A 26988-nucleotide genomic window follows, 5' to 3' on the forward strand; every position below is an offset into this window, starting at 1 on the left:
TGCGGGCCTCGCGGAGCTGAACACGCCCGTCGCCCGGGGAGGGAACGGCCCCGGCGGTGAAGCGGGCGGGCGGGCCGCTCCGGCACAACTCCCCTACGGATTCCTACGGACAGATCCAGCAGTACAAGCGCTGTTCGCGGGTGACCGCTCGCTGTGCGAGGGTGGCCAGTTGGCGGAGGAAGGCGGCAAGGTCGTCGATGCCGTCTGCGTCCGGCGGTGTGTAGAAGTCGCCCGACGCGACCCAGCCTTGAGCAACGGCGTCCAGCAACCCCGGGTCAAAGCTCGCGAGTGAGTCGCGGAAGGTGTCGGTGAGGGACACCGTGACAACCTCTCCCTCTCCCACCATCGCGACCAGGTGAGCGTGCCGGGGATCGGCCTTGACATCCTCTGCGGCTCGGCCGGTTATGAGAACCTCCGCGGGCAGCAGGTCGGACACCGGATCGATGCCCTTCACCACGAACTCGTCGTAACCAGTCCCCCTGGGTTCACCGTCCTCCCGCAGAATCGCCCGGCCGGCATCCTGGTCATCGGCAGCGGCGTAGTAGCCGAAGAGCACTCCCATACGGCCGATCATGGCATCCCGCACTGACAACGGAGGTCACAGGTACGGGGCGGCTGGATCGAGTGCACCCCCGAGGCCCTTCGGATCCGGCGCAACAACGCCGGAATCTCCTGGCGGGCCCGCGTCGGCGACGTACGGCCCGAAGACTTCGCCCGTGTCCACCCGGCCAACCGGGCCGCTCGGACGCGCCGAGTTCGGACGTGCCGAGTTCAGGTCGTCAGGAGAAGGCTCGCCGGGCCCCCTACGTCGGGATGTTCCACTTCTGGGTGCCGAGGCCGTTGCAGTCGTAGATCTGGAGTTGTGTGCCGTTGGCTGTGGCGCCCGCGGGGATGTCCAGGCAGCGGCCCGACTGCGGGTTTCGCAGGGAGCCGTCTGATTGGGGCTGCCACTGTTGGCCGCCGGCGCCGTTGCACTCCCACAGCTGCACCTTGGTGGAGTTGGCCGTGCCGTTGCCGTCGATGTCCAGGCACTTGCCGAACGCGCGCAGAGTGCCGTCCGGTGCGACCGACCAGCGCTGACCCGTCGCCGTGTTGCAGTCCCACAGCTGTGCGGCCCTGCCGTTGGTGTTGGTGTTGGTGTCGACGTCGAGGCACTTGCCCGACACCCATGGGGTGGTGACCTGTCCGACCGGGCCGCCGAGCTTCCCGGTGTTGAAGCGGACCTGGCACTGGTTGCCGGTACCGAGCCATGTCGCGCTCAGGTACAGGAAGGAACTGCCGTCCGCCCTTGGGGTGATCGGTGAGCTGTAGCCGGGGCAGGAGGGCTCACCGGTGTTGTAGCCGCCGGTCGGATCCGTCTTCACGGGAGCTTCGATCTCGGTCCACTCGCCGGCGCCGAGGTTCGTGTTGGCCAGGACGACCGTGCCGGACTCCGCCATGACGGCCTTGTCGCCCGTCGGTCCGGTGACGACGCGCTGGCCGGACATCAGGAGTGTGCCGTTGGGGCCGCCGCCCGACTGCCAGGCCAGGTAGGGCGTGTGCAGCAGATGCCGGCCGTCGCCGGTCTGCACGAGGGTGCCCGCGTCGTCGGTGGGAGCCCAGTTCAGGCCGTCCGCGCTGGTCTTGGTGTACACCGCGCAGGCATGGTCGGGATCCGTGGCGTCCCGGCACAGCTCGTACGCCATCATGAACCTGCCGTTGGGCAGTGCCACGACGATCGACATGCCGGGGCGGGCCAGGTTGTCGGAGGGGAACGCGACGTCCTGGGTCGGCGTGGAACTCCAGGTCCGGCCACCGTCGGTGGAGGTGTAGTGGCCGATGACCTGGTTGTTGGTCGGGGTGTTCGCGGGCCGCTCGTCGGAGATGAAGCAGGCGAGTGTGTTGTTCGGGGCGAGCAGGAACCAGGGTTCCCAGATGCCGTGGCCCACGGTGTCGGGCATCCCGCTGGTCTGCGTGCAGTTGGACAGGTACTGCCAACTCCGGCCGTGGTCGGTGCTCTTGAAGACCTCGATCTTCTGCGCGGTGAAGTCGCCCGCGTCCCAGGCGGTTCCGGCGGCGAGCAGGTCGCCGGCGTTCAGTCCGTTCGCGGTGCGGGGCACCTCGTAGAGGACGGGGGCTTCCAGGTCCCAGCCGGCCGTGTGCGAGGTGATCGTGGAGATCGGGTTGGCACTCCACGTCTGTCCGCCGTCGGTACTGCGGTAGATCGGCAGTGAGTTGACGCCACCCTGATTGCGCCGGGCGAAGGTGGCCAGCATGGTCTGGCCCGATGAGCCGTCGTGGTCGAGACGTATCGCCCGGGGATAGCTGTTGTCTCCCTGCGGATAGGCGGCCAGGTCCGGCGACGCCAGCACCTGTCCGGCCGGTGCCGCGGACGCGGGAGGGGACCAGAGGGACAGCAGGGCGACCATCAGGGCGAGGACGCTGAGCAGAGCTGGTGATCTGTGCCGGGGTGACCTTGTGCGCATGAGGCAACTCCTTTGCGGTCGAGGTGCGGTGGGGTGCCGGATGGGCTGCTCGGGCGGCGGATCGGGTCGGTTCGGTTCGGTCACTCGGCCGGTCGGGCCTGCGGATCGTCTCCGACGTGCATCGCGGTGCGGGTGTCCACGTCGAGTGCGGTGCGGGCCACGACCGTTCCCTCGGCGACCAGCGCCAGGTGAAGGCGTCCGCTGGTCCAACCCGCGGGGAGCGTGGCGGGAACGGCGACGGGCTCACCGAGGAGGTAGGGCTTGGCTTCGGCGCGGCATCCCCGCACGGCGCCGCCGGGCGATTCGGGCGCCGCCGCGTACACCGGGGTCCATGCGGTGTGCAGGATGCCGTCGACCGGGTCGGTGCCGTGGTGGGACACGCGTACGCCGACGGTGAACTCCCGTGTGGCGGTGAGGAGATCGCGTCCGGGCGCGACCGGCGTGACGTCCAGGACGAGGGTGGTGGGTGCGTTGACGTGGGCCGGATCGACACCCGCGAGATCCTTGGTCCCCCGGTGGAAGTCCAGCAGCCCCGCGCTCTCGTGCTCGATGTCGTACAGCTCGGTGTAGACGTAACCGGCGAGCCGGTCGTGCCGGCGCAGTTCCTGTGTCTGCCAGCGCAGGTGCCAGGCGCGCTCCAGGCCCGTGAAGCCGCCGCCGTACTCGCTGTTGAGGTTGGGCAGGCCGCGCAGCGGCTGCCCGGGTACGGCGAGCTTCTTGTGGACGACGTGGTCCGGACCGAGCCTGACGGGGAAGTCGTCGCGTCGCCCCGAGAGGAGGTCAGAGACCGTGGCGGCCCATGAGGCGGCGCTCTCGTCGTAGTAGTGCCAGTCGAGCAGGTCGGTTTTGACGTGCGTCCAGCCGGAGTTGTCGACGGCGGGCCGGGTGGGGTCGAGAGCCTTGAGCCGGTCGTAGGCGTCCGCGACGGCCTGCTGCTTGGCCGGGTCGCCGGGGATGTCCCAGTCCAGGCCCCATTCCTCGTTGTACAGGCCCCAGATGACGATGGCGGGAGAGTTGCCGTCGCGTTCCACCATGGGTTCGATCTGCTCGGCGAACCGTGCGGTGGACTCGGGTGAGAAGCTGCCGGGAGAGGCGGGCTCGGCCCACACCAGCACGCCGAGGGCGTCGGCGTGGTGGAGATAGCGGGGATCCTCCAGTTTCAGGTGCTTGCGTACGAGGTTGTAGCCGGCCCGGGCAGCGAGTTCGACGTCCCGGCGCAGTGCCGCGTCGTCGGGAGCCGTGATCCCGGTGTCGGGCCAGTAGCCCTGGTCCAGTACGCCGCGGACGAACAGCCGGTGGCCGTTGAGATACAGCGCCTCGCCGTCCACGGTGACCGAGCGCAGCCCCGTGTAGGAGGTGACCCGGTCGCTGCCGTGTGCGCTGGTGAGTTCGGCGTCGACGTAGTACAGGTGCGGGTCTTCCGGGGACCACAACCGCGGGTCGGCGAGCGGCAGTTCGGTGCCGGCTCGCCCGTCCGCGGCGATGTTCAGGGTGACGGTGGAGGCTTCGCCGCGCACCCGCAGGTGCAGCAGTGCGGCGTCGGCGTTCGGGCCCCGCACGGTGGCGTCGACGGCGATGCCGGTCAGATCTCGTGTGGGGCGCAGCCGCAGCGCGGCGAGGTGGGTGGCGGGGCGCGGCGTCAGCCAGACGCTCTGCCAGATCCCGGACGAGGGTGTGAAGCAGACGCCGTCGTAGTCGTCGCGGGGCATGCTGCGCTGCTTGCCGTGCACGATGTCCCGCTTGTCCGCGGGTGCGTGGACGCGCACGGTGAGAAGGTGCCCGCCGTCGCCGAGCGCGTCCGTCACATCGGCGGAGAAAGGTGTGTAACCGCCTTCGTGGTGGGCCACTTCGATGCCGTTGACCCATACGGTGGCCGCGTGGTGGACGGCGCCGAAGTGGAGGACGACACGCTGCCCCTCCCACGCGGGCGGCACGGTGAACGTGCGGCGGTACCAAGCCGTCCGGAGCCAGTGCGCTGCGATGCCGGAGGCAGGGGTCTCCCAGGCGAAGGGCACCGTGATCTGCCGGTCGTAGCCGTCGGCGTCGTGCGCGGTGTGCTGTTCGGCGGGGTCGGCCCGGAAGTCCCAGGTGCCGTTGAGGCTTTGCCAGGCGTGCGAGCGGTCGAAGTGCGGGTGCGGGTACGCGGGGCGCGGGATGGGCATGGGTGTGTCTGCTCCGATCGTGACGGCGAGGGGGATGCCGGGTGGGCGGGGGGTGTCAGCCCTTGACGCTGCCCGCGAGGATTCCGTTGATGAAGTGGCGTTGCAGCAGGACGAACAGCAGCAGGACGGGCAGCATCGCGATGCTCCCGGCGGCCAGCAGTTCACCCCACACGGTGCCGAAGTCGGCGCCGATGCGGTTGCCGGTGACGTTCTGCGCCAGGGTGGACAGAACGACCTGAAGGGTCTGATGGCTCTCGTCGTTGACGGCGACGACGGGCCAGACGAAGTCGTTGTAGATGTTCATCGCGGTGAGCACGCCGAGTGCGGCGAGGCCCGGACGGATGACGGGCACCACGATGCGGGCGAAGATCCCGAACTCGCTCGCTCCGTCCACGCGACCGGCGTCGAGGAGTTCGTCGGGGACGGCGGCGATGGTCTGCCGCATCCAGAAGATGCTGAAGGCGTCGATGCTGCCGGGCAGGATCAGCGCCTGGTAGGTGTTGACCCAGCCCAGCTGACTCATCTCCAACAACAGCGGGATGATCAGCACCAGCGTCGGCAGCATCAGGGTGAGCATGAGGACGCCGAAGAGCAGGTCCCGGCCCAGAAAGCGGTACTTGGCGAAGGCGTAGCCGGCCAGCGGGCAGAAGCACATGGTCATCGCCCCTTTGACGGCGACGACCAGCACGGTGTTGAGGAACCCGGTGCCGATCGGCACGTCGTGGAACATCGCCTGGTAGTTGCCGAACGTGGCCGAGCCGGGTGAGAACGACAGCGGGGCACGGACGATGTCGTTCGGCGGCTTCAGGGAGGAACTGATCGCCCACCAGATGGGATAGACGAACAGGACGGCCAGTCCGGCGAGGACGACGTACTGGACAGGCCCGGGTGCGGGCTGGGAGAGGCTCTTGTGCTTCATGTGCTTCATGAGTCACTCGTCTCGGGAGCGCAGCAGACGCACGGACAGCAGGGACAGGGCGAACACCAGCAGGACGAGCAGGAAGGAGTTCGCCGCTCCGGTCCCGAGGTCGGATGCCGTGATGTGGTTGTAGAGGTAGAGGCCGCCGGTGGTGGTCGAGCCGTACGGACCGCCCTTGGTGACCACGAAGGGTTCGGCGAACATCTGGAACACCGCGAGGGTCTGCACGACGACCAGGAAGGCGATGCTGCGGCGGACCAGGGGCAGCGTCAGTGACCAGAACTGGCGCCGTCGCGTGGCACCGTCGAGCGCCGCGGCCTCGTAGACGTCGGGAGGCACGGCCTGGAGCCCGGCGAGGAGGATGATGATCGCGAACCCGGTGGTCTTCCACAGGAACAGCAGGGCGAGCGTCGGTTTCGCCCACGCCGTCGAGGTCAGCCAGTCGACCTCCGGCAGACCCACCAGCTGCAGCAGGTTGTTGACCAGTCCGTAGTCGGTGTCGAAGACGACGATCCACACCTGGGCCATGGCCACCAGCGGGGTGACGAAGGGCGCGATGAACGCCACCCGGAACATGCCGCGCAGTCTCAGGCGCGCGTTGGCGAGCAGCACCGCGGCGGCGAGACCGCCGACGATCTGCACGGGCACGATCAGCAGCCACATCACGGCGCTGTTGCCCAAGGAGGACCAGAACTCGGGGCTGGTGAGGAGGTAGGTGTAGTTGTCGAGGCCGATGAAGCGTGCCTGACCGGCGCCCTTCCAGTTGGTGAAGCTCAACTGCAGTGCGAAGAGCAGCGGATAGAGCCCGAACGCGGCGAAGACGACGTAGAACGGAGCGACGAACAGGTAGGGCGTGAGGAAGAGCCGGCGGCGGGCCCGGGGTGGCGCCGATGTCTCCTGTTCGGCACGTCGCAGCGGGGTGAGGGTCGCCGGAGTCACGCGCGGTCCACCAGGTTGCGCTGAATCTTGCGGGTGGAGTCGTCGATGACGTCGTCGGGGGTCATCGACCCTTCCATCAGGCGCTGCAGGTTGTTGCCCAGGTAGTCGACCGACTTGCTCCACCAGGCCGGGATCGGTGCAGCGGCCGGAATGGTGGCGGCCGCGTCCACGGCGATCTTCCACAGGTCCTGACCGCCGAGTGCCTGGACCGGCTTGAAGAGCGGCTTGTCGGCCTTGCGGGCGGGCGTGTAGCTGGGCACGGAGGTGTTGAGGCCGCCGGGGTAGACGCTGCCCGGACCGTAGACCGCGCTGTAGCCGGGCTGTTTGAAGCACAGGAACTCATAGAGCAGCCAGGCCAGTTGGGGGTTCTTCGCCTTCGCCGGGATGATGAAGCTGCTGCCGCCCATCGCGCCGCTGCGCGCCCCGCCGGCCGTCCAGGCGGGCAGCTGAATGGCCCGCCACTTTCCCTTGGTCTTCTTCAGCAGCTGCTGGGGAGCGAAGGACCACCACACCGCCCAGGGCACGAGTGCCTGCCGGCCGTCCTCCAGGGCGGCGAGGTCGGCCTGCTTGAGGTACTCGGCGTGCGTCACCAGGCCCTCGTGCACCGCCGACCGCATCCAGGTGAGGATGGTGCGGTACTCCTTGGAGTCCAGCCGGACCTTGCCCTGGGCGTCCGTGAGGCTGGTGCCCTGCTGGTTGGCGAGCATCTCCAGCCACAGCTGTCCGAGGAAGGGATCCTTGTCCATGTGGATGGGGCCTGCCTTGGGGTTCTTCTCCTTCAGCGCCCGGGCCGCGTCCAGCAGGTCGTCGTACGTCGCGAGGTTCGCCGGATCGACTCCCGCGTCCTCGAGCAGGTCCTCGCGGTACCAGAGCAGTCCGGGGTCGAGGTCCCAGGGAACTCCGTAGATACGGCCGTCGACGGTGTTGACCGAGAGCTTGTACGGGGACGTTTCCTTACGATACGGCTCGATCAGGTCCGTCAGGTCGTAGAGATGCTCGGCCTGGCTGCCGATCTTGGCGTCGTCCCAGAAACTGCCGTCCGGCAGATCCGCCCCGGTGATCAGGGTGTTGGCGAGTTTGGCGTCGATGTCGACGGCCTGGTGGTTCACCTTCACCTCGGGATGGGCCTTGCGGAACTTGTCGATGGCCGCGTCGAAGACCTTGAACAGATCGCCCGAACGATTCCAGATGGTGACCTCACCCTTGGCCGAAGCACTGGGCGTCCCGGTGAGCTTGCGCGGCTCGGCCCCGGAAGAGCCGGGGGCACAGGCGGCGAGGGGTCCGGTGCCGACGGCGAGGGCGCCGGCCCCCAGAGCGCCGCGCAGGACGCTGCGACGCGGAACGGAAGATCTGGGCATGAGCACGGCTCCACTCCTGATTGCAACGATGCAGAGATGATGCGACGCCTTTTGCAACGATGCAATACCCGGGTAGCATTCGATTGCCGCGATGTGGAGCAGTCCTGCCGGAGAGGCCCGGTGGGCGCGACACCGGCAGAGAGGGGTACCTGGATGGCCGGCGCAACCCTCCGTGACGTCGCCCGACGCGCGGGAGTCTCCATCCGCACGGTGTCCAATGTGGTCAATGCTTCCGTGCCCGTCTCCGACGAGCTGCGGACCCGGGTCGAGGCGGCGCTGGAGGAACTCGACTACCGGCCCAACCTGGTCGCCCGCAACCTTCGCCGGGGCCGCACCGGCATGCTCGCCTTCATCGTGCCGGAACTCGACGTCCCGTATTTCGCCGAGCTGGCCCGTGAGGTCATCACCGCGGCCCGTGCCCACGGATACGTCGTCATGCTCGACCAGACGGACGGCGACCGCGAGCGGGAACGGGAGCTGCTCAGCCGCGAATCACGCGCCACGATGTTCGACGGACTGCTGCTGAGCCCCCTGTCCATCTCCGAGGACGAACTGCGCGGCCGCACCAACCGGGTGCCCGTCGTCCTGCTCGGCGAGCACATCTTCAACGGCCACTTCCACCACGTGGCGATAGACAATGTCGCCGCGGCCCGCGAGGCCACCGAGCACCTCATCGCCCTGGGGCGCAGGCGTATCGCCGCCATCGGTGACCAGCCCTACAGCACCGGCGAAACCGCCCAACTGCGCACCATCGGTTACCGCCAGGCCCTGACAGCGGCCGGCCTGCCGCTCGACGAGAGCCTCGTCGTGCCCACGCCCCGCTTCCACCGGCACCTCGGCGCCGAGGCCATGAACCATCTCCTCGCCCTGCCCGAACCACCCGACGCCGTCTTCTGCTACAACGACCTCCTCGCCATCGGCGCGATGCACGCGCTGACGCGCGCGGGAGTCCGCGTTCCCGAAGACATCGCCGTGGTCGGTGTCGACGGCATCCAGGAGGGCGAGTACAGCTCGCCGACACTCACCACCATCGCGCCCGACAAGGCCCGCATCGCGCACACGGCCGTCAGCACGCTCGTCGGGATCATCGCCGGCACGGCATCGCCACCGGCAGACTCGAAGGCGCCGTACCGGTTGGTGGTGAGGGGCAGCACCACGAGCGACTCTCGAGCCGTGTGACGGCGCGGACCGAGGCCGCGGGCCGACCAGGCTGCGCGGGCGGCGCGGTTCAGGGCTTGCGGGCCACTCCGCCGTAGATGTCGGTGAGTTCAGGTGTGGTGCCGGGTTCGGCGCGCCACAGTGGGCAGGAGACGATGCCGGGTTCCAGGAGTTCGAGACCCTCGTAGTAGGCGGCGATCTGTGCCGGGCTGCGCAGGACGTACGGGATGGCGCCGGTGTCGTCGTAGCCCTGCTGGGCGTCCTTGAGCGACTCGTCGGTGTCGGTGCTGTCGTAGTGGACGAAGTAGCTGCCGGACGGCAGGGCGGCCTGGAGGCGGCCGACGATGGACTTGGCCTCTTCGTAGTCCTGGATGTGGCCGAGGATGCCCATGAGCATCAGCGCGACCGGCTGGTCGAAGTCGAGGGTCTGTCCGGCCCGTTCGATGATCTTCTCGGGCTCGTGCAGGTCGGCGTCGATGTACTCGGTGACACCCTCGGGGTCGCTGGTGAGGAGGGCCTGGGCGTGCCGCAGCACCAGGGGGTCGTTGTCGACGTAGACGATGCGCGACTCGGGTGCGATGCGCTGGGCGACCTGGTGGGTGTTGTCGTAGGTCGGCAGGCCGGTGCCGATGTCGAGGAACTGGCGGATGCCGAGTTCGCCCGCCACGAGGGTCACGGCGCGGATCAGGTACTGCCGGGAACCACGGGCCATGGTCTCGATGTTGGGGGCGACCTCACGGTAGGCGTCGCCCGCGATCCGGTCGACCTCGTAGTTGTCCTTCCCACCCATCCAGTAGTTCCAGATGCGGGCCGAGTGCGGCACCGTGGTGTCGATCTTGGACAGTGCTTCCTGGTCGGAGGTCGACCGGCTGTCTGCCATGGGAGATTCTCCTGCCGTGCGTCACGGGGTCTGCAACTAACCTAACGACAACGTCTGCGTAGGGGGCCCGAGTTGACAACCGGATGCCGACCGCGAACCCGCACGGCGGGAGCCGTCGCGCGGGTCGCACGGTTGTCCGTTCGTGGCGGGGCGAGTGCTCATGCGACGAGGAAGTCCGCCTGGCCGGACTTGGCGCCCTCCAGGAACGTGATCATCTCGTCGCGGGTGTAGACGAGTGCGGGCCCGTCGGGGTCCGTCGACTGGCGGAAGGCGACGCTGCCGTCGGGCAGTCGCTTCGCCTCGACGCAGCTGCCGCCGTTGGTACCGCTCCAGGGCTTGTGCCAGCCCTCGGTCCCCAGGTCGACGGCGGGCATACCGTTGTAGATGCGTCCCTCGGTTCCCATGGATCACAACTCCTTACGCAGTTCACCCAGGATTTCCCTGGTTCGTACGACCGGCTCCGCCTGAACGGACATCCGGTCCAGCACTTCGAGATAGGTGACGACGTCCTCCGGCCGGTCGACGTAGACCGCGCCGGTCAGGTTCTCCGTGTAGACGACGTCGGGCAGTTCGGAGAACCCGAAGCGGAAGTGGTGGAAGGGACCGAAGGCGCCGGGGTGTGCTCCCACGGAGACGGGCATGACCTGCATCCGGACCTTCGGCATCGCCAGGACCTCGATCAGCTGGTCGATCTGAGCCCGCATCACCTCGACCCCGCCCACGGGCCGGCGCAGCACCGTCTCGTCCACGATGGCCCAGATGGCCGGGGCGTCCGACTTGGTGAGGAGATCCTGACGCTTGAGGCGCAGGGACACCCGGCGGCCGATCTCCTCCTTCGACTCGTTGGGGAAGCCGACGCGCATGAGCGCGGTGGCGTAGTCGTGCGTCTGCAACAGGCCGGGGACGTAGTGGGGTTCGTAGAGACGGATGACGCTGGCTTCGCTCTCCAGGCTCACGTAGGCGCTGAACCACTCGGGCAGTACGTCGCGGTACTTGTACCACCACCCGGGCTGGTTGGCCTCCCGGGCCAGAGCGAGGAAGTCGTCTATCTCCGTCGCCGGGACCCCGTAGGTGTGCAGCAGTTCCTTGACGTACGGGATGCGCAGCCCGACTTCGGCCTTCTCTATCCGGCGGACCGTCAGAGGGGTCACCTCGATGGCCCGCGCCGCGTCCTCGAACGACACCCCGGCCCGCTCGCGCAGGGTCCGCAGGCGTTTGCCGAGAACGATCCGCAGGACGGTCGGCGCGCTGCCGCCCGAGCGGTTATCGCTCACGTCCAACCTCCTGAACGGCCGTTACAGCGTGCAGTGTGCCACGCATCCGACGACTCGGACAGAACGATGCGGATAGTTCTGAAATTATCGGAACGAAGGTTGCGGGTTGTGTTTGCAGGCGGCCATAGTGATTCTGTGACCTGTCGCACATCGCGATTGTGTGGTGCCCAACTGCCCCCGGCACCAAGGGAACTGATGTTCCGACGGGTCGGACGGCTGCCGCATCCATCGCGAGGCGAGACCTGGACGGCCACCGTGACCGACGGACAGTCAGGGAGCCCGGGCAAGGGAGCCCGCCGCGCAGGCCGGCACCCCGTCCCGCCTTCGAATCGCTTCGCCGCTACGGCAGTTGTTCACCGGGGCGGCCTCCCCACGGCCGGGCTGCGTACGAAGGAGGATCGATGACGGCATCCGCCGGGGTGAACGAACTCCTGCGGTCCACCTTCCCGGCCGACCCCTCCTGGGCTGTCGTGGTACGGCGCACCGTCACCGAGCGCCTGGCCGATCTGCTGCCGCGTCCCGAGCAGGTCGACGACGCGGCCATGGCGACCGGCGAACTGTTCGCCAACGCCGTCAGACACGCGAGCCGTGGCCCCCGCGACACGGTCGCCGTCACCATCGAGTGCACCGAGCGCGTGCTGCGCGTGATCGTGGCCGACCGCTCGCCCGTGCTGCCGCGGCCGCGGGCGGTGGACGAGGTGGCGGAGTCGGGACGCGGACTGGCCATCGTGGCGGCACTGACCGACGGCTGGGGCACGGCGCCCCCCGATCCGGGGATCCCGGGGAAGAAGGTGTGGTTCACGATCGGACGGCGGGGAGCGGCACCGTGAAGGGCACGGCAGGACGCCTGGGCGACAGCGGAAACGGCGTGGCACACGGTGCCGCCGGGGGTCACCCGGTGGCCGGCCACGGCGCGCGGAGCGGTGACCCCTGCACCGTCGCACCACCGCGGACCACGGCGGGACCCCTGTCCCCGGCGATGGCCTCGGCTCTGGCCGCCGAGCTGCTGCGAAGGGCGGACGAGGACAGGGAGCTGATGCGGCAGACGGGCGTGCATCCCACACCGGAGCGCGAACGCCGCATCGCCCGGTGCCACCGGGACAACGCCGAGGCGCTCGCGATGATCGTCCGCCGCTACGGCTGGCCCAACGCCGACCTGGTCGGACCGCCCGCGTCGACCGCGGCCCTGATGATCCTGCTGCACGCCTCCGATCTCGGCTTCCGGCTCAGGTGCCGCGATCTGATCGCCCAGGACACGGCCGACGGGCGCACTCCCGCCATCCACCTCGCCTACATCGCCGACCAGTGCGCCGTCGACCTGGGCCAGCCGCAGTACTACGGAACGCGGATCGATCCCACGAGCCTGCGCCCGTATCCCATCCGCCATCCGCAGAGCGTCGACGAGCGCCGCCGCGATGTCGGCCTCGGCCCCCTCGAAGAACAGCTGCAAGCCCTGCGCATCCATGGCTGAGGGGCTCTGGGCAGGCACCGTCACAGGCGCCTCCGAGGCGTGGCCGGAGAGCGCCGCGCCCGCTCAGTTCGACCTGGCCCCGCGTCTTGTGGAGAATCAGGGCCATGAGCGAGAACGTATTTTTCAAGGTTTCGGCCGATGGCGAGGACCTCGGCCGCATCGTCTTCCGGCTGTTCGACGACGTGGTGCCCAAGACCGCACGCAACTTCCGTGAGCTGGCGACCGGCCAGCACGGGTACGGCTACAAGGGTGCGCCCTTCCACCGGGTCATCCCGGAGTTCATGCTGCAGGGCGGTGACTTCACCAACGGCAACGGCACCGGCGGCAAGAGCATCTACGGCGAGAAGTTCGCGGACGAGAACTTCCAGCTCAAGCACGACAGGCCGTTCCTGCTCAGCATGGCCAACGCGGGCCCGGGTACCAACGGCTCGCAGTTCTTCGTCACCACCGTGGTGACGCCGTGGCTGGACGGCAAGCACGTCGTCTTCGGCGAGGTCGTCGAGGGCGAGGACGTCGTCAAGACGATCGAGGGCCTCGGCAACCGCTCGGGTGCGACGGCCAAGAAGATCGTCGTCGACGACTGTGGCGTCGTCGCCTAGCAGCGCCGGAGCGCGGATCGCGCCGTTACTCCCGCCGGTCCCCCACCCCGACATCGAACGAGGAACGTCACTTCCCGTGGACTGTCGGGGTGGGGGCGGGAGCCGGGGAGCGTGGCTCAGGCGAGCCTGATGTCCGGGCGGTACATGTCGAGCCACATGGCCAGGTCCAGCGTGCGTTCCAGGCCGCGTCGCTCGGCCTGCGTGTTCACGGGCGTGTCCCGGTGGGCGACGCGGTGGAGGCGGTCGCGGTCGACGAGGTCGAAGACGGCGTGGCCGGGCTGCGCCAGCAGGTCTTTCGCCTGGTCCTGGAGCGCGGCGGCGTACTTGGGGTCCTGTGTGGAGGGGTACGGGCTCTTGACCCTGTCGTACACGGACTTCGGAATCAGATCGGCGGAGGCCTCCCTCAACAGGCTCTTCTCCCTGCCGTCGAAGGACTTCAGCGCCCAGGGCGTGTTGTAGACGTACTCGACGAGCCGGTGGTCGCAGAACGGGACCCGGACCTCGAGGCCGACGGCCATGCTCGCGCGGTCCTTGCGGTCGAGCAGGACGCGGACGAAGCGGGTGAGGTGGAGGTGACTCATCCGCCGCATCCCGTACTCGAAGTCGCTCTCGCCGTCGAGGCGGCGGATGCCGGCGACAGCCGTGCGGTAGCCGTCGGCGACGTATCCCCCCAGGTCGAGGGAGTCGAGGAGGCCGGGGCGCAGGACCTCGGCGTCGTCACCGAAGTGGCGGCCGAACTGCACCAGCCAGGGGAAGGTGCCGCCGCGGCGGGCCTCCTCGTCGAAGAACTGCAGGTAGCCGCCGAAGACCTCGTCGGCCGACTCGCCGGACAGGGCGACGGTCGACTGGTCCCGGATGGCCCGGAACAGCAGGTACAGCGAGGCGTCCATGTCGCCGAACCCGGCGGGCAGGTCACGGGCCCGGATCACCTTGGCGCGGACGCCGGGGTCAGCGAGCGCCTGCGGGTCGAGCACGATGTCCTGGTGTTCGGTGTGGGCGGTGCGGGCCACGTCGTGGACGAACGGGGTGTCGGGGGTACCGCGGAGTTCGTCGGAGACGAAGCGGTCCGTCTGGCCTACGAAGTCGACGGCGAAGCTGCGCACCTTCTCGCCGTGTTCGCCGAGCTGCCGGGCCGCGAGCGCGGTCATCGCGGAGGAGTCGAGACCGCCGGAGAGCAGGGTGCAGCGGGGCACGTCGGCGACGAGCTGGCGACGCACGATGTCGTCGAGGAGGGAGCGGACGGTGGCGATGGTGGTCTCGCGGCCGTCGGTGTGGGGCCGGGTCTCCAGCTCCCAGTAGACGCGGCGGTGCAGGCCCGAGCGGTCGACGGTGACGACGGTGCCGGGTTCGACCTCCGCCATGCCGTCCCAGACGGCGTGCCCGGGCGTCTTGATCATGGTGAACAGCTCGCGCAGTCCGTCCAGGGTGACCCGGGCCGGGGCCAGCGGGTTGGCGAGGATCGCCTTGGGCTCGGAGCCGAACAGGACACCGTCGGGCGTCGGGCAGTAGTAGAAGGGCTTGATGCCCATACGGTCCCGGATCATCACCAGCTTGTCCTGGCGGCCGTCCCAGACGGCGAACGCGTACATGCCGTTGAGCCGCTCCGCGATCCCGTCGCCCCATTCGAGGTAGCCGCGCAGGACCACTTCGGTGTCGGAATCGGTGCTGAACCGGTGGCCCCGGCCGGTGAGTTCACGGCGCAGTTCCGTGAAGTTGTACGCCTCTCCCGAGTAGACGAGGGCCACGCTCCCGTGCGGGGTGTCGGCGGTCATCGGCTGCCGGCCGCCGGACAGGTCGATGATCGCGAGCCTGCGGTGCCCGAGGGCTGCCGGGCCCTGGACCCAGGTACCCCGGTCGTCGGGCCCGCGGCAGGCCATCGTCTCGGTCATTGCATCCAATGTGGCGGCTTCGGTGCGCAGGTCGCGGTCGTAGGAGATCCAGCCGGTGATGCCGCACATACGTTGCCTCCCGCTCCACGCTTGCCGGGGTCGTCGGTTCACCTGCGGTTTCCCGCATCCGATGACGCCCCACGAGCAAACAAGTTGTAACTGCCATGTAGGTGCGAGAGTGCGCCGCGCCTCTGGGGCGGTCAACATGGCCGTAACACCGACGGACCGCGCAACCAGACGTTTTCAGCCTCGCTTTGCATACGCGACACCCGTGGAGCCCCGCATCACCGGGCCGACCCACGGGGAATCGGCCACAGGCAAAAACTTCGCCACCTCTGAAGTCAGCGGCGGGTGTTGAGCCGGGCGGACTGGCGCGTCAGGTAGTCGCGTTCGGCGAGGTTGGGTGCCTTGTGGGCCGCCTCGGCGTACAGCCGGGCCGCCGTCGCCAGGTCGCCGTCGCGCTCGTGGAGGTAGGCCGCCACCGCGGTGTGGCGGGGCAGCGAGTCGTTCAGTACCGCGAGTGCCGCGAGGCCGGCGCGCGGTCCGTCGGCCTCGCCGACGGCGACCGCACGGTTGAGCCGGACGATGGGGCTGTCGGTCAGGCGCGTGAGTTCGTCGTACCACTCGACGATCTGCACCCAGTCGGTCTCCTCGGCGGTGGGCGCGTCGGCGTGGAGTGCGGCGATGGCGGCCTGGGCCTGGAACTCGCCCAGCCGGTCGCGGGCGAGGGCCCTCTGGAGGATGGTGACGCCCTCGGCGATCGACTTGGTGTCCCACCGGTCGCGGTCCTGCTCGGCGAGCGGTACGAGGCTGCCGTCGGGCGCGGTCCGGGTGGCGCGTCGGGCGTGGTGGAGCAGCATGAGGGCGAGCAGTCCCGCCACCTCGGGATGGTCGATCGCGGCGGCGAGCTGCCGGGTGAGCCGGATGGCCTCGGCGGCGAGGTCGACGTCGCCGGAGTAGCCCTCGTTGAAGACCAGGTAGAGGACGCGCAGCACGGTGGCGACGTCGCCGTGCTGGTCGAAGCGCACGTCGGAGACGGTGCGCTTGGCCCGGCTGATGCGCTGCGCCATGGTCGCCTCGGGCACCAGGTAGGCCTGGGCGATCTGGCGGGTGGTCAGCCCGCCCACGGCGCGCAGCGTGAGCGCGACCGCGGACGACGGCGTCAGCGAGGGGTGGGCGCACAGGAAGTAGAGCTGGAGCGTGTCGTCCGCCGCGGGTGCGGGCCCGGGTGCCGGCTCCTCGTCGACGCGGTCCTCACGCCGGCGGCGGGCGGCATCCGAGCGGGTGGCGTCCAGGAACTTGCGCCAGGCCACGGTGACCAGCCAGCCCTTCGCATCCCGCGGAGGGTCGGCCGGCCAGACGCGGACCGCTTCGAGCAGCGCGTCCTGTACGGCGTCCTCGGCCGCCGCGAAGTCGGCTCCGCGGCGGACGAGGATCCCGAGCACGCTCGGCGTGAGGCTCCGGAGCAGCACCTCGTTCACTTGAATGTGCACTCCGTGTCGGTGGGCGACATGCCGTAGAACGGGCGCAGTTCGAGCCACTCGTGGATCGGCTCCCCGCCCTTCCCGGGGGCGGCCGACAGCTCCCCGGCCAGCTCGACGGCGCGCTCGTAGCTGTCGACGTCGATCACCATCCACCCGGCGATCAGGTCCTTGGTCTCGGCGAACGGCCCGTCGGTGACCGGCGGGCGCCCCTCACCGTCGTACCGGACGAACGTGCCGCCGGGGGCGAGCGCCTGGCTGTCGACGAACTCGCCGGTCTCCTCGAGCCGGTCCGCGAAGTCCCGCATGTACTGCACGTGGGCCGAGATCTCCTCCGGCGTCCACTTCTCCATCGGCACGTCGTTGACCGAAGCCGGAGCGCCGCGGTAGTGCTTGAGCAGTAGGTACTTGGCCATCGTGGCTCTCCTCGGTACTGATGCGACCCATTGTGGTCGCGTTCACCCCGGGGACGGAGCCGGTCACGGGTTCTCGACATCGCCGTACGAGCGAGTTTCGCCGGGGTCTGTGCCACGGCAGGTGTTCCCAGGTGGCACACCAGTGTTCATCGTGACGCTTCCACGATCACGACGACGCACGCGATCATTGCCACGGTGATGAGGACCATCGCGATGAGTGTTCCCCGGAGCCAGTGCCGGATCCGGATGTGGTGCTGTTCTTCCGCCGCGTCGATGCGGTCGGCGATGTGATCGGTCACCAGGCGGGCGACGTATTTCTGCTCGTCGAGATACCACTGCTCGATTCGCTGTTTCTGTTCCGGGGTCAGCCCCTCTGCCCGTGCGGTGAAGTCCGCGACGCGCCGATGTGCCGCTTCCACGTGAGCCTCCCGGTACAGGAAGCCCTCGATGTCGGTCAGGCCGCGTGCGGCCTCCTCACGTGCGTCCACGGTGTCCTCCCGGTGGAATCGAGAACCCCACATGCTCATGCCGCAGTCTCCTCACTCGCCCGGCTCGTGCCGAAGCCCTGCGCCTCACCGCTCCTGACAAAAGCGTCCCTCGGATGCTGCACGGAGGCCAGGGATACGAGATCCCGGCCGAACAGTGCGGCAGTGAGCCAGACGGCCAGAACGCGGACCTTGCGCTCCCAGGTGGGCACCGCCAGGACGTGATAGCCCCGGTGCATCAGCCAGGCGGGCAGTCCCTTGATGACGATGCCCTTGTACTGGAAGATGCCCCTGCCCAGCCCCAGCGTGGCCACCACTCCCAGACTGCTGTGCCGGTAGTTCCGCACTCGTCCCCCGCGCAGGTCGGCCACGAGGTTCTTGGCGAGGAGCCTGCCCTGCCGTACGGCGTGCTGGGCGTTCGGCACCGTGCGGGCGTCCGGCAGGGGCGAGGCGAGGTCGGGAATGGCCGCGTCGTCTCCGGCCGCCCACACGTCCGGCACGGGCTCGCCGGAGGTGCCCACGCGAAGATCGGGGCGGACCATGAGCAGGCCGCGCTCGTCGACCGGCAGATCCGTGTGGTTGTGCACGACCGGGTTCGAGGCGTTGCCCGCGGTCCAGACGATCAGAGCGGACTCGAACTCGTCTCCGTCGGAGAGCACGACGTGCCCGTCCTCGGCGGACACCAGCTGGGTGTTCAGGTGGACGTGCGCGCCACGGCGTTCCAGTGAGCGCACCACCCAGGCACCCGGCTTGTCGCTCACCTCGGGCAGGATGCGGCCCCGGGCCTCCACCAGGTGGAAGGACAGGTCGTCGAAGCTCAGCTCGGGATACGACCTGAGCATGGCGGTCGCCAGCGACAGCAGTTCGCCGAAGCCCTCGACGCCGGAGAACCCGCCCCCCACGAAGGTGACGGTGAGCAGCCTTCGCCGCTCGGGACCCGGTGGCAGCGATGCCGCCTGGTCGAACGCGGTCAGCAGCCGGTCGCGGATCGCCACCGCCTCCTCCACGTGTTTGAGCCCGATCGCCTGCTGGGCGAGTCCGGGGATGGGGAAGGTGCGGGTCACGGCGCCGGCGGTGACCACGAGGACGTCGTAGTGGAGCTCGTGGTCGGTCCCGTTCACCGAGCGGACGGTGACCCTGCGGTCCGCGTTGCGGATCTCGGTCACGGTCCCCGCGATCAGCCGGGTGCCGCGCAGATGCCGCCGCAGCGACACCGCGGCATGACGTGCCTCGACCGAGCCGGCCGTGACCTCCGGCAGGAAGGGCTGATAGGTCATGTAGGGACGTGGATCGACTACCGTGACCCGCGCCTCGCCCGGACGCAGCGTCTTCTCCAGGCCCCATGCGGTGTAGAAGCCCGCGTAGCCACCGCCGACGATCAGAATCTCACGCATGATTCCCTCTGCTTGTTGGCCGACACCACTAAGACCGCGCAGGGCGTGCTGGTGTGACATCCCGGGGTTCCACTCCTGTCCTGGGGCGTCACAACATGGCCGCGCCGACCACCATCCCCGCTGTCCCGGCCAGCAGGAGGGCGACGATGACGGCGATGCTCCACGCTCCCGAACGGCGGTCGGCCGCGCGGTCGGCGGTGTGGACGGCCGGGTCGGTGGAGGCGTAGTGGATGGTGAGGGCGCGGTGGAGGGACCGGCCCGGGTCGGGGATGCCCTCGTGGGCCAGGACGGTGACGTGGGTGCCCTCGTGGGTGGTGAAGGCGACGACCGGGGTGTGGACGACGATGTCGCGCCCGGCCTCGTCGTCGGTGTGGACGTCCTTGGTGACGGCCACCACCCGTGCCGGGACGGCTACGGCCGAGGCCAGCAGGGCGTTGCGGGCGCGCACCATGCGGATGTCGGGGCTCCGCAGCGCGAAAGCCGTCAGCAGGGCGCCGAAGCCGAGCAGCGCCCATGGGTAACCCCAGCGGACGGTCGCGTGGATCACCAGCCCGATGAGGAACAGCATGACCGCACAGTCGGGGCCCTCGCGTCCGGTCTGCTCCCCCGGGCCGCCCCGCACGACGGCGAACCGCAGCGGCTGACCGCGCGGGTAGCGCACGTCGACCTCCCGGCCCACCCAGGCCTCATTGATCGCGTCGCCGTGCTTGCCCGCGTTCGGCAGGGTGAACTCCTGACCGGTGGCCGGGTCCTGGAACGTGATCGTCACCGGTATCCCGGGTTTCCTGGAGTCGCCGTGGGCCGGCTGCTCCACTCCCACGATCCGCGCCTTCACCCATACCGCCCGCTGGGCCCGGGTCATCCCGGCGAGCGAGCGCCCGTAGCCGAGCAGCGCCAGCCCCGCGGGTACCACCCACCAGAACTCCAGCACCTCTTGACCCCTCATCAGATCTCCACGCGGAATCTGCCGCTGGACGGGTCCACGACAGCGGTGAGGCGCAGACCCACGCGCAGGGTGACGTGGTGCGAGCGCTTCCAGGTCGCCTCGAACTCCCGGAACCCCGGCCCACTGACCCGAAGACCCGCCGTGACGCCCACGTCTTCTCCGTCGTCCCAGTCGGAGACGATGCCCATGACCATGAGGTCCGCGTGGGCGAGGACGGTCGAGGCGAGCATGACCGGGCCGCACAGACACATCACCGCCGCGCTGACATACGCGCTTGCGGCATCCCACGGGCCGACCCGCGAGACCTGCGTCCACCGGGGCCCGTCCCCGTCGTCCGCCATGTCAGGGTTCCGGCACCTCGGACACGCTCTCCGCCAGCCGGGCCGCCAGGGCTTGCAGGCCGGGGAGCAGGTGTGCGTCGTACGTGATGGTGTGGCGTCTGCCGCGCTTGGTGACGATCGCCAGTCTGCGGCTTCGGCCTGGCCGGAACTCCAGACGAGGCTGCTCCCAGAGGTGGTAGCGGACGGCGTTGACGTAGCCGAACGCCTCCAGCACCCGGCCGTCGAAGGAGAGCAGGATGAAATCGCTCGCCGGCGCTTCGTAGAAAATCGGCGAGGTCACGGGGTCACGCCGTCCCCGGCGTAGAGGTAGCCGCCCGGCCGGGCGGGGTCGGCGATGAGCAGGACCTGGTCGCCGGCGCGGGGGATCCGCAGTTTGGAGACGATGGTCTGGAGGGTGATCCGGTCGGTCGTTCCGGACGGTTGGAGGACCAGGTCGACGACCGGGTCGAAGTTGACCAGCCGGCCGGTGTCGCCGATCGACACGACGACGGCGGGTACGGTCGGCACTCCCATGGCGAGCAACTGCCGGACGTCGTGGCCCGATTGGTACGCGCCGATCGACTGCTGGACCTTGGCGAAGTCCTCCTGGCCGAGGAACGCCCGTGTGGCACGGCCGTAGAAACCCTTGCCGCTCGCCACCTTGCCGGCGATCTCGGCGGCCTGCTCCTCGCGGCTCTTGCCACGCTTCCTGAAGATTCCCATGACCGCTTCTCCTTGTGGTGATGTCATGTGCGGTGCACGGTGTGGAAGCTAGGCGGACCGGGACATCTACCGATCCCAGGTTCGCTCGCCTGTTCCCGGACGACGTACGCTCCCCGCATGCCGCCGTCGAGCCAGCCGACCGCCGAGTTCCGATCTCGCGCCCTGGTCATCGACCATGCCTGGCGTGGCCTCGGGCCTGGGCTGGAGTCGCTGAGCGGCCCGGGTGGGGCTCCGTTGACCCGGACGGTCAAGCTGATCGTGCTGCCGCTGATCATCAGGCCTTCGCTGCGTCCCGAACTCTCGGCAGATTTCCTCGGACCCGCGCAGGCCACGCACCTCGACGCGCTGATCCAGGAATCCGGTACGCGACTTCGGGCGACGGCACAGTGGTTCACGCTGCTCAAGAAGACCCGCCGGGCTCTGGGAATCGTGGCGGGTCACCCCCAGGATCTGTACTTCCAGCGGTGCTTCGAGCTGGCCACCGAGTACGGGGCACCCTCGGCCGGTACGGCCGCGGGCGCGGTGGCGAGGGCCGTGGTCGAGGAAGTGGCCGACGCGGGCGACGGTCGTACGGTCGAAGCGCTGAAGAGCCATCTGGCGGACGCCGCCCGACGGACCCGGCTCGACGAGGAGTTGGCCGGCGCGTGGGAGAGCCGCCGTCCGGCCTCGGACCCAACTCCCGCTCCGGCCACCGATGTTGACACCGCGATCGCACTGGCGGCCGAGGTCCTGGAAGCCTGCGGTGCGTCGGGGCCGGCGGGGAACTCACCGGAGTACGCGTCCATGGTCGAGGCGGGACACGGCGGACTCTTCGGCCGGGCTCTGTGGGCGCACGCGAACGGTGTCTGGGGCGCCGAGGGTTCGCCGGCGCATCTGGGGCTGACCGCACACCAGGCACCGCCACGGCCGGAGGTCGGCCGCACCGCCTCGACGGCCACGCTGCCCGCGCCGCTGGACCGCACGCTCTTCGAGCGGCTCTTCGTCGTGCTGCAGTCGTCGGCCCGGCGCGAGGAACTGCCGGCGGTGCCGGATCTCGTCCAGCGGGAGGTCGGCCGCAGTTGCGCTCCGCTCGGCCTGTACGACGAGAGCCTGCGCGTCGCCGTCGTCCTCGGCGGACGGCTGGCGGTCGGCCTCGACCCGCTGGGCACCGGGGCTGCCGCGCCGGGGCGTACGGCGGCGCACCGGGCCGTCAACGGCCGCTGGCGGCGGGAGGCTTCGGTCCTGCGGGCCCGCCGGATGACCGTTTCTCCCCGCCCCGACCCGGACGGCGGTGTCCTGGACGCTCTCGCCCAGGACCTCCGTACTCCCTGGTCGGCCTACATGCGGCGGCTGTGGGTGAGGCTGCACGGGCGGGACGTCCGCGACGCGTCACTGGGGGACCTCGCGTCGGCCTGGGCGGTGCTCGACGGGGTCGCCCGCTCGGTGATGATGGACCACCGCGCCAGGGTCAGGTCCGCACTGCGCACGCTGTCGGCGACAACGGTGACATCGCTGCCGCCGGCGACCGCCGTGGAAGCGGCCGAACCGAGGAGCGCGTGATGCCGGGGACCGGGACGGACGTCCACGTCGCACGGGGCGAGGACGGCACGATCCGGGTCGCCACCGGTCCTGTCCTCGGCCATGCCCGGGCCTACGACGATGTGGTCGCCGCCGGCCCCGACTTCACCCGGTCCGTACTCGACGTCGCGGGAGCGGTGCTGGTCTGGCCCGTCCTCGGGGACCCGGGGCTGCCGGTGGCGGAGGTCCATGACGTGAGGCGGGCGCAGCAGTGGCTGTGGGCGGTCTACGGCGAGAACGTCGCCGCCGCCGTGCACGCGTGCGCGGCAGGGACAGGAGCAGGGGCAGGAGCAGGAGCAGCCGAGCCGGTTCGGGTACGGGTGGCGGCGGAACTCACCGCTCTCGCGGGCGGCGCCGCCCGGCTCGGCTTCGGGCACTGGGCGTCCCGGTGGTGGCCGGCGTCGTACACGGACGGCATTCCGGTGCTCGAACCGGACGTGCTCGGGCTGGAGTTGGCCGCGCTCACCCACCGGTGCCAGCAGTTGTTCGACGACTTCGGTGACCAGCCCGACGACTGCGTGGCCGAACTGATCGCGGAGCACGAGGCCGCCCTCGACCCCCTGATCCAGTGGTGGCGCGCGGCACCCCGACCGGCCGACACAGCACGCCACTTGGAGAACATCCTGCGGCTGATCGACGACGCGGCGGACGGCGCCGGGCTGGACGGGCGTGCGCTGCGCCGCCTCCGCTCGGCCCTGGATCCGGACACGGATGTGGACATGAATCTGGACGTGGATCTGGATCTGGATCTGGATCTGGGCCAGCGGCGTACCGCCGGCGCGCCGGTCGACCCTGGCGCGTTGTTCGCACGGCAGGGCGGTTACGCCCTCGCGGCGGGCGAACCGCTCGTCGCCGGTGGCCGGGTGATCGCCCGGGGTTCGGGGCTCAACGACTGGCGACGCTGTCCGCCGGGGCTCGTCGACGCCGCCGAGGACTCGGTGTCCTGGACCGCTCGGGCGCTCGGCGGGCGCCGGCAGATCGAGGTCGAGGTCGTCGCTCACGCCGCGGCACCGGCCGCCGGTGTGCCCCTCGTCGCGGAGGTCCAGGTGAACGGTGGCCGTCCGCACCGGGTGCCCCTCGCCAGACGGGACGACGTGTGGACCGGCCGGGCGGATCTGGACCTGAACCCGGATCCGCCGGAGCTGTCGGCCGCGACGTCGCCGTGTGTCGAAGTCGGTGTCCTGCTGCCCGGTTTCGACCCGGGCGCCGGTCCTGACGGCCGCGCCGACCGTGACGCGATCCGCGCCCTGGCCCGGCGGCGGCTGACCGGCGCGGCAGGGCCCCTGCCCTCCGACGCGTACGACACGTTCTCGGGACCGTTTCTCGCCGAGACCCTCACCGCCACCGCCACCAGTGAGGACTACTGACGAATGCCGGACGAGAACGCGAACGCGGTGACGCAGCTGTACGGGGAGCCCTTCGACAGCGGCTTCGCGCTGGCCCACGAGCATCACATGGCCGCCGACTTCGAGGCCGCGTGCGCCGTCTACGGCGAGTTGCTGACGTTGGCCGAGTCCATCGAGGACTCCCCCGACGTGCGGTTCCTGCGCGCGCATCTGCTGTCCGACCTGGCGATCGTCCTCCTCACCACCTCGGACCTGCCCGGCGCGGAGGAGGCCGTCGACCGGTCCCGCGCCCTGCTCGACGACATCGCGTCGGCGCCGATGGGACCGCGGGGCCGCCAACTGTGGTTGGAGACCGTACTGAAGACGCTGATCGCCAGGTCCGACGTACTGGGCAAGACGGGGCGCCTGGACGAGGCGCTGGCCTGTCTCGACGAAGCGGCGGCCACGCTGCCCGAGTTCGACGATCCGGACGGGCTGCGTGCCGCCGAAGTCGGTCTGAACCGGGTGCTGTTGCTGATGACCCGGGGCGAGTGGGGAACCGCCGAGGAACAGGCCGCCCTCCTGCTGTCCATCACTCCGGCGACCGCGGCGGAGGCCATCCCACGCCTGCTGACCGCGCTCGGGGTCATCTGTTCCACGACGGGACGGTTCGACCTGGCCGAGGACTACTTCGTCCGCGCGGACGAAGGCTTCCGGGCGTTGGGGGACACCAGTGAGCGGCATCCGCTGCTCGTGCACCGGGCGTCCCTCGCGATGGAACGGGGCGAACTCGACCTGGCGGAGCGGCTGTTCGCCGAGGCGTCCACCTTCTTCGAGCAGCAGCGGCGGTTCGGTGATCTGGCGGTCTGCGAGCAGGCCCGTAGCCATCTCGCCAGTCTGCGCGGCGACATGGCGGGCGCGAACGACCTCATGGCGGCGAGCCTGGACCGGTTCCAGCAACTCGGCGCCTCGGTCGCCGCCGCCGACACGATGCTGCTGGGCGCCCAACAGGCGTACGAGCGGGGCGATATCGAGGAGCTGAAGCGGCTGGCCCAGGAAGCCCGCGACGTCTACCAGGAACGGGAGATCCACGAGCGGTGCGCGCAGGTCGACCTCATGCTCGCGAGAACGCTCGAGGACAACCTGAACCGGACGGACCACGACGACCAGGACGGTCACGGCGGCCGCGCGGCGCAGTCCCTCGACACCGCGCTCTCCCTCGCCCTGCCCGCCGCACTGGCGCTGGCGGCGGCACGCCACGACTTCGTCACCGCCCACGCGCGCAACCAGTGGCTGGAACTGGCGGACGACGCCATGCGGTTGGTCTTCCGTCTCGCCGTGCGGCGCCAGGATCAGGGGCTCCTCTTCGAACTGGTGGAACACCGTTGCGCGGGCGCCGCGCTGGCACTGGGCGGTACGTCGGGATCCGCCGCGTCCCCCGACGACCGGGCGTCGGTCTTCCCTGACGCGGCCATGAAGGCGTACGGGCAAGGCGACGGCAGGCCGATGGCGCTCGGGGGTGTGGCGGCGGAGGCCGCCGCCTCTGCCGGTCTGCGCGTCGCGCCGCCGCCGAAGGTCCGGATGTCGGCGGATTCCGGCCGGGTCGCGCTCCAGGAGTTCATCGCGGCGGCCGAGTTCCGCTATCGGCGGCGGATCGTGGACGAGGAGGAAGTACCGTTCTGGATCACCGACGAGCTGACCAGCCGCCCGGTGGTCCAGATCCGGCTCGCCGACGCGGGCGACCTGTTCATGACCTGGACGTGGGCCGGCGGCGCCCGGGGATTCGGCACCGGACACGGTCCTGCCGCCGAAGTGGACCGGGCGGTAGGTGAGTTGGCCGCCGCGCTGCCCGGGGCGGGCGAGGGAGCGGCGGGGATACGACGCGCCTTCGACTCGGGCGCGCTGGCCGATCACCGCACCGAGCGACAGCTCGCGCGGACGCTGGCCGAGGCGCTGTGGCCGGCGGGACTGACGGCGCAGATACGCCAGGTGTCGGAGCGCGCGGGCCGCCCGCTGATACGCATCCAGCCGTCGCCCCGGGTCGCCCAGGTCCCCTGGGAACTGCTGGCCGTCGACGGCGATGACGACGACGGCGGCGATGTCCGGCTCATCGATCTGGCGGACGTGGTGACCACCGCGCCGACATCGTTGCGACGACAGAAGACTTCTGACGGTACGGACGCCTTTGGTGGTCCGGACACTGCTGACCGTCCGGACATTTCTGAAGGTCCGGACCCTGCCGAAGGTCCGGACACCCTTGATGCTCCCGCGCAGGACACCGGCCCGGTCGTCCTCGTCCTCGACCCCCGCGTGCCCGGATTCCGGGCCGACTCCCCGCTCGGCTCGGTCCTGGGGCCGCCCGGCTCCGATCCGGAGCTGCTGTCGCTGGTCCGCAGCCGCCTCGACGCGGGCGCCGTCGAGCCGTCCCCCGCAACCCCGGCGGAGGCGTTCCGCCGCACCGACCTGGACCGGGACTGGCTGAGCGGCGTGCTCCGTAAGGGGGCCCGCAGACTGATGTACGTCGGGCACGTCAGCGGCGCACCGGTCGACGGCGGGCAGAGCGAGGACGGCACCCTCCATCTGTGCTGCGGCCCGGACACCGTCGGCCTGGCCCGGGCGGTCCGCACGCACCGGCCGCTCTCGGCCAAGGACCTCCTGCTGGGCACGCTGCCCCTGCGTGCCGACGGAGAGCCGGGGGCGCGGATCTGGCCCGCACCGCCGCGGGTCGCCCTGATCGCCTGCGAGAGCGGCGGCGATCTGCGGTTCGCCGAGTCGTTCGGCCTGGCCACGGCGATGATCCACAACGGTGCCGAACTGGTCACCGCCACCCGCTGGGTCCTGCCGACCAGCTTCGCGTTCCACCAGTTGGCCGGGCTGCCCGAGTCCGTACGCCCGCTGTCGGAGGCGATCATCGCCGTCGACACCGCCCATGAGCACCACGACCCCGTGCACCGGCTGGGCCGCTGGCAGCGCGAGCAACTGGACCGCTGGCGCGCCGACGGCCGGATCGAACACTCCCCCCTGCTGTGGGCGGCCATGACCTGCATCGTGGTGTGACCCGTCGTGGTGTGACGCGGGCGACGCACCGGGACGACTGACCACCGTGCGGTCGGACGAATCCGTCAGCTGCCGTCCGTAGGAGGCCCACACGGACCGCAAAGCGGCGTCACAGCGACGAGCACGAGGGTGGTGGTCAGGGCCGCTGGAAGCGGACCCGTGAGCTGCGA

The 26988-nt window shown here is 70.0% G+C and carries 25 protein-coding genes; 7 read left to right on the plus strand and 18 right to left on the minus strand.

The window, feature by feature from the left end; genetic code table 11:
* Positions 1-103: 103 nt before the first annotated feature.
* From OG303_RS07935 to OG303_RS07960, 6 genes are all read right to left on the minus strand, one after another.
* Positions 104-562, minus strand: a complete 459-nt coding sequence (locus OG303_RS07935) for a hypothetical protein (RefSeq protein WP_405866196.1) — start codon at positions 560-562, stop codon at positions 104-106.
* A gap of 241 nt (positions 563-803) precedes the next feature.
* A complete protein-coding gene (locus OG303_RS07940; RefSeq protein WP_405866198.1) occupies positions 804-2465 on the minus strand; it encodes an RICIN domain-containing protein in 1662 nt (553 codons plus the stop codon).
* A gap of 80 nt (positions 2466-2545) precedes the next feature.
* The gene (locus OG303_RS07945) at positions 2546-4627 is read right to left on the minus strand and encodes a glycoside hydrolase family 2 protein (protein WP_405866200.1); all 2082 of its coding nucleotides are present in this window, start codon (positions 4625-4627) and stop codon (positions 2546-2548) included.
* A 55-nt stretch (positions 4628-4682) separates the two neighbouring features.
* Positions 4683-5555, minus strand: coding sequence for a carbohydrate ABC transporter permease (locus OG303_RS07950; protein WP_405866202.1), 873 nt, complete (start codon positions 5553-5555; stop codon positions 4683-4685).
* A 3-nt stretch (positions 5556-5558) separates the two neighbouring features.
* Positions 5559-6485: a carbohydrate ABC transporter permease gene (locus OG303_RS07955; protein ID WP_405866204.1), complete on the minus strand. Its 927-nt coding sequence runs from the start codon at positions 6483-6485 to the stop codon at positions 5559-5561.
* A complete protein-coding gene (locus OG303_RS07960; protein WP_405866206.1) occupies positions 6482-7843 on the minus strand; it encodes an ABC transporter substrate-binding protein in 1362 nt (453 codons plus the stop codon). Before OG303_RS07960 ends, OG303_RS07955 begins: the two co-directional genes overlap by 4 nt.
* Positions 7844-7996: 153 nt before the next feature.
* On the opposite strand from OG303_RS07960, the gene OG303_RS07965 reads away from it, so the two are divergent.
* A complete protein-coding gene (locus OG303_RS07965; RefSeq protein ID WP_405866208.1) occupies positions 7997-9022 on the plus strand; it encodes a LacI family DNA-binding transcriptional regulator in 1026 nt (341 codons plus the stop codon).
* Between the two features lie 49 nt (positions 9023-9071).
* Here OG303_RS07965 and OG303_RS07970 read toward each other — a convergent pair whose 3' ends face one another.
* From OG303_RS07970 to OG303_RS07980, 3 genes are all read right to left on the minus strand, one after another.
* Positions 9072-9881, minus strand: coding sequence for an SAM-dependent methyltransferase (locus OG303_RS07970; RefSeq protein ID WP_405866210.1), 810 nt, complete (start codon positions 9879-9881; stop codon positions 9072-9074).
* Between the two features lie 158 nt (positions 9882-10039).
* On the minus strand, positions 10040-10285 hold the full coding sequence (locus tag OG303_RS07975) for a DUF397 domain-containing protein (protein WP_405866212.1): 246 nt from the start codon (positions 10283-10285) through the stop codon (positions 10040-10042).
* Between the two features lie 3 nt (positions 10286-10288).
* Complete coding sequence (locus tag OG303_RS07980; protein ID WP_405866214.1) at positions 10289-11155, minus strand: helix-turn-helix domain-containing protein; 867 nt, start codon at positions 11153-11155, stop codon at positions 10289-10291.
* A 401-nt stretch (positions 11156-11556) separates the two neighbouring features.
* Here OG303_RS07980 and OG303_RS07985 point away from each other — a divergent pair, with 401 nt between their 5' ends.
* The 3 genes from OG303_RS07985 (at position 11557) to OG303_RS07995 (ending at position 13225) form a co-directional block, all read left to right on the plus strand.
* Complete coding sequence (locus tag OG303_RS07985) at positions 11557-11985, plus strand: ATP-binding protein (protein ID WP_405866216.1); 429 nt, start codon at positions 11557-11559, stop codon at positions 11983-11985.
* A complete protein-coding gene (locus OG303_RS07990) occupies positions 11982-12626 on the plus strand; it encodes a DUF6624 domain-containing protein (RefSeq protein ID WP_405866218.1) in 645 nt (214 codons plus the stop codon). Before OG303_RS07985 ends, OG303_RS07990 begins: the two co-directional genes overlap by 4 nt.
* Positions 12627-12730: 104 nt before the next feature.
* Positions 12731-13225, plus strand: coding sequence for a peptidylprolyl isomerase (locus OG303_RS07995; RefSeq protein WP_405866220.1), 495 nt, complete (start codon positions 12731-12733; stop codon positions 13223-13225).
* 116 nt (positions 13226-13341) lie between these two features.
* On the opposite strand, the gene asnB is transcribed toward OG303_RS07995, so the two are convergent.
* The 9 genes from asnB to OG303_RS08040 all read right to left on the minus strand — a co-directional run bounded on the left by asnB (position 13342) and on the right by OG303_RS08040 (position 20879).
* Positions 13342-15183: an asparagine synthase (glutamine-hydrolyzing) gene (gene asnB, locus OG303_RS08000; RefSeq protein ID WP_405866222.1), complete on the minus strand. Its 1842-nt coding sequence runs from the start codon at positions 15181-15183 to the stop codon at positions 13342-13344.
* Positions 15184-15455: 272 nt separating this feature from the next.
* Entirely contained in the window at positions 15456-16595 is a 1140-nt protein-coding gene (locus OG303_RS08005; RefSeq protein WP_405866224.1) for an RNA polymerase sigma factor, read from the minus strand.
* Entirely contained in the window at positions 16592-17011 is a 420-nt protein-coding gene (locus OG303_RS08010; RefSeq protein WP_405866226.1) for a YciI family protein, read from the minus strand. The genes OG303_RS08005 and OG303_RS08010 overlap by 4 nt, the downstream gene beginning before the upstream one ends.
* Positions 17012-17157: 146 nt before the next feature.
* A complete protein-coding gene (locus OG303_RS08015; protein WP_405866228.1) occupies positions 17158-17538 on the minus strand; it encodes a hypothetical protein in 381 nt (126 codons plus the stop codon).
* Positions 17535-18890 (minus strand): NAD(P)/FAD-dependent oxidoreductase, encoded by a 1356-nt coding sequence (locus tag OG303_RS08020; RefSeq protein ID WP_405866230.1) that lies wholly within the window; start codon positions 18888-18890, stop codon positions 17535-17537. Before OG303_RS08020 ends, OG303_RS08015 begins: the two co-directional genes overlap by 4 nt.
* Positions 18891-18978: 88 nt before the next feature.
* The gene (locus OG303_RS08025; RefSeq protein ID WP_405866231.1) at positions 18979-19836 is read right to left on the minus strand and encodes a DUF3592 domain-containing protein; all 858 of its coding nucleotides are present in this window, start codon (positions 19834-19836) and stop codon (positions 18979-18981) included.
* A complete protein-coding gene (locus OG303_RS08030; protein WP_405866233.1) occupies positions 19836-20177 on the minus strand; it encodes a hypothetical protein in 342 nt (113 codons plus the stop codon). The genes OG303_RS08025 and OG303_RS08030 overlap by 1 nt, the downstream gene beginning before the upstream one ends.
* A 1-nt stretch (position 20178) precedes the next feature.
* Positions 20179-20457: a hypothetical protein gene (locus OG303_RS08035; protein ID WP_405866235.1), complete on the minus strand. Its 279-nt coding sequence runs from the start codon at positions 20455-20457 to the stop codon at positions 20179-20181.
* The gene (locus tag OG303_RS08040; protein ID WP_405866237.1) at positions 20454-20879 is read right to left on the minus strand and encodes a hypothetical protein; all 426 of its coding nucleotides are present in this window, start codon (positions 20877-20879) and stop codon (positions 20454-20456) included. Before OG303_RS08040 ends, OG303_RS08035 begins: the two co-directional genes overlap by 4 nt.
* Positions 20880-20996: 117 nt before the next feature.
* Here OG303_RS08040 and OG303_RS08045 point away from each other — a divergent pair, with 117 nt between their 5' ends.
* The 3 genes from OG303_RS08045 to OG303_RS08055 are packed head-to-tail and all read left to right on the plus strand — an operon-like array spanning position 20997 to position 26818.
* Positions 20997-22418 (plus strand): hypothetical protein, encoded by a 1422-nt coding sequence (locus OG303_RS08045; RefSeq protein WP_405866239.1) that lies wholly within the window; start codon positions 20997-20999, stop codon positions 22416-22418.
* A complete protein-coding gene (locus OG303_RS08050; RefSeq protein ID WP_405866241.1) occupies positions 22418-23803 on the plus strand; it encodes a hypothetical protein in 1386 nt (461 codons plus the stop codon). Before OG303_RS08045 ends, OG303_RS08050 begins: the two co-directional genes overlap by 1 nt.
* Before the next feature lie 3 nt (positions 23804-23806).
* Positions 23807-26818, plus strand: coding sequence for a hypothetical protein (locus OG303_RS08055; protein WP_405866243.1), 3012 nt, complete (start codon positions 23807-23809; stop codon positions 26816-26818).
* Positions 26819-26988 lie beyond the last annotated feature (170 nt).

The organism is Streptomyces sp. NBC_00005 (assembly GCF_045160215.1).
Lineage (GTDB): Bacteria > Actinomycetota > Actinomycetes > Streptomycetales > Streptomycetaceae > Streptomyces.

What these genes read in the sequence shown, in the direction of transcription:
- OG303_RS07935 (WP_405866196.1), bottom strand. Translation starts at nt 562, where the DNA reads ATGGGAGTGCTCTTCGGCTACTACGCCGCTGCCGATGACCAGGATGCC.
- OG303_RS07940 (WP_405866198.1), bottom strand. Translation starts at nt 2,465, where the DNA reads ATGCGCACAAGGTCACCCCGGCACAGATCACCAGCTCTGCTCAGCGTC.
- OG303_RS07945 (WP_405866200.1), bottom strand. Translation starts at nt 4,627, where the DNA reads ATGCCCATCCCGCGCCCCGCGTACCCGCACCCGCACTTCGACCGCTCG.
- OG303_RS07950 (WP_405866202.1), bottom strand. Translation starts at nt 5,555, where the DNA reads ATGAAGCACATGAAGCACAAGAGCCTCTCCCAGCCCGCACCCGGGCCT.
- OG303_RS07960 (WP_405866206.1), bottom strand. Translation starts at nt 7,843, where the DNA reads ATGCCCAGATCTTCCGTTCCGCGTCGCAGCGTCCTGCGCGGCGCTCTG.
- OG303_RS07965 (WP_405866208.1), top strand. Translation starts at nt 7,997, where the DNA reads ATGGCCGGCGCAACCCTCCGTGACGTCGCCCGACGCGCGGGAGTCTCC.
- OG303_RS07970 (WP_405866210.1), bottom strand. Translation starts at nt 9,881, where the DNA reads ATGGCAGACAGCCGGTCGACCTCCGACCAGGAAGCACTGTCCAAGATC.
- OG303_RS07975 (WP_405866212.1), bottom strand. Translation starts at nt 10,285, where the DNA reads ATGGGAACCGAGGGACGCATCTACAACGGTATGCCCGCCGTCGACCTG.
- OG303_RS07985 (WP_405866216.1), top strand. Translation starts at nt 11,557, where the DNA reads ATGACGGCATCCGCCGGGGTGAACGAACTCCTGCGGTCCACCTTCCCG.
- OG303_RS07995 (WP_405866220.1), top strand. Translation starts at nt 12,731, where the DNA reads ATGAGCGAGAACGTATTTTTCAAGGTTTCGGCCGATGGCGAGGACCTC.
- asnB (WP_405866222.1), bottom strand. Translation starts at nt 15,183, where the DNA reads ATGTGCGGCATCACCGGCTGGATCTCCTACGACCGCGACCTGCGCACC.
- OG303_RS08010 (WP_405866226.1), bottom strand. Translation starts at nt 17,011, where the DNA reads ATGGCCAAGTACCTACTGCTCAAGCACTACCGCGGCGCTCCGGCTTCG.
- OG303_RS08015 (WP_405866228.1), bottom strand. Translation starts at nt 17,538, where the DNA reads ATGAGCATGTGGGGTTCTCGATTCCACCGGGAGGACACCGTGGACGCA.
- OG303_RS08020 (WP_405866230.1), bottom strand. Translation starts at nt 18,890, where the DNA reads ATGCGTGAGATTCTGATCGTCGGCGGTGGCTACGCGGGCTTCTACACC.
- OG303_RS08025 (WP_405866231.1), bottom strand. Translation starts at nt 19,836, where the DNA reads ATGAGGGGTCAAGAGGTGCTGGAGTTCTGGTGGGTGGTACCCGCGGGG.
- OG303_RS08030 (WP_405866233.1), bottom strand. Translation starts at nt 20,177, where the DNA reads ATGGCGGACGACGGGGACGGGCCCCGGTGGACGCAGGTCTCGCGGGTC.
- OG303_RS08040 (WP_405866237.1), bottom strand. Translation starts at nt 20,879, where the DNA reads ATGGGAATCTTCAGGAAGCGTGGCAAGAGCCGCGAGGAGCAGGCCGCC.
- OG303_RS08045 (WP_405866239.1), top strand. Translation starts at nt 20,997, where the DNA reads ATGCCGCCGTCGAGCCAGCCGACCGCCGAGTTCCGATCTCGCGCCCTG.
- OG303_RS08050 (WP_405866241.1), top strand. Translation starts at nt 22,418, where the DNA reads ATGCCGGGGACCGGGACGGACGTCCACGTCGCACGGGGCGAGGACGGC.
- OG303_RS08055 (WP_405866243.1), top strand. Translation starts at nt 23,807, where the DNA reads ATGCCGGACGAGAACGCGAACGCGGTGACGCAGCTGTACGGGGAGCCC.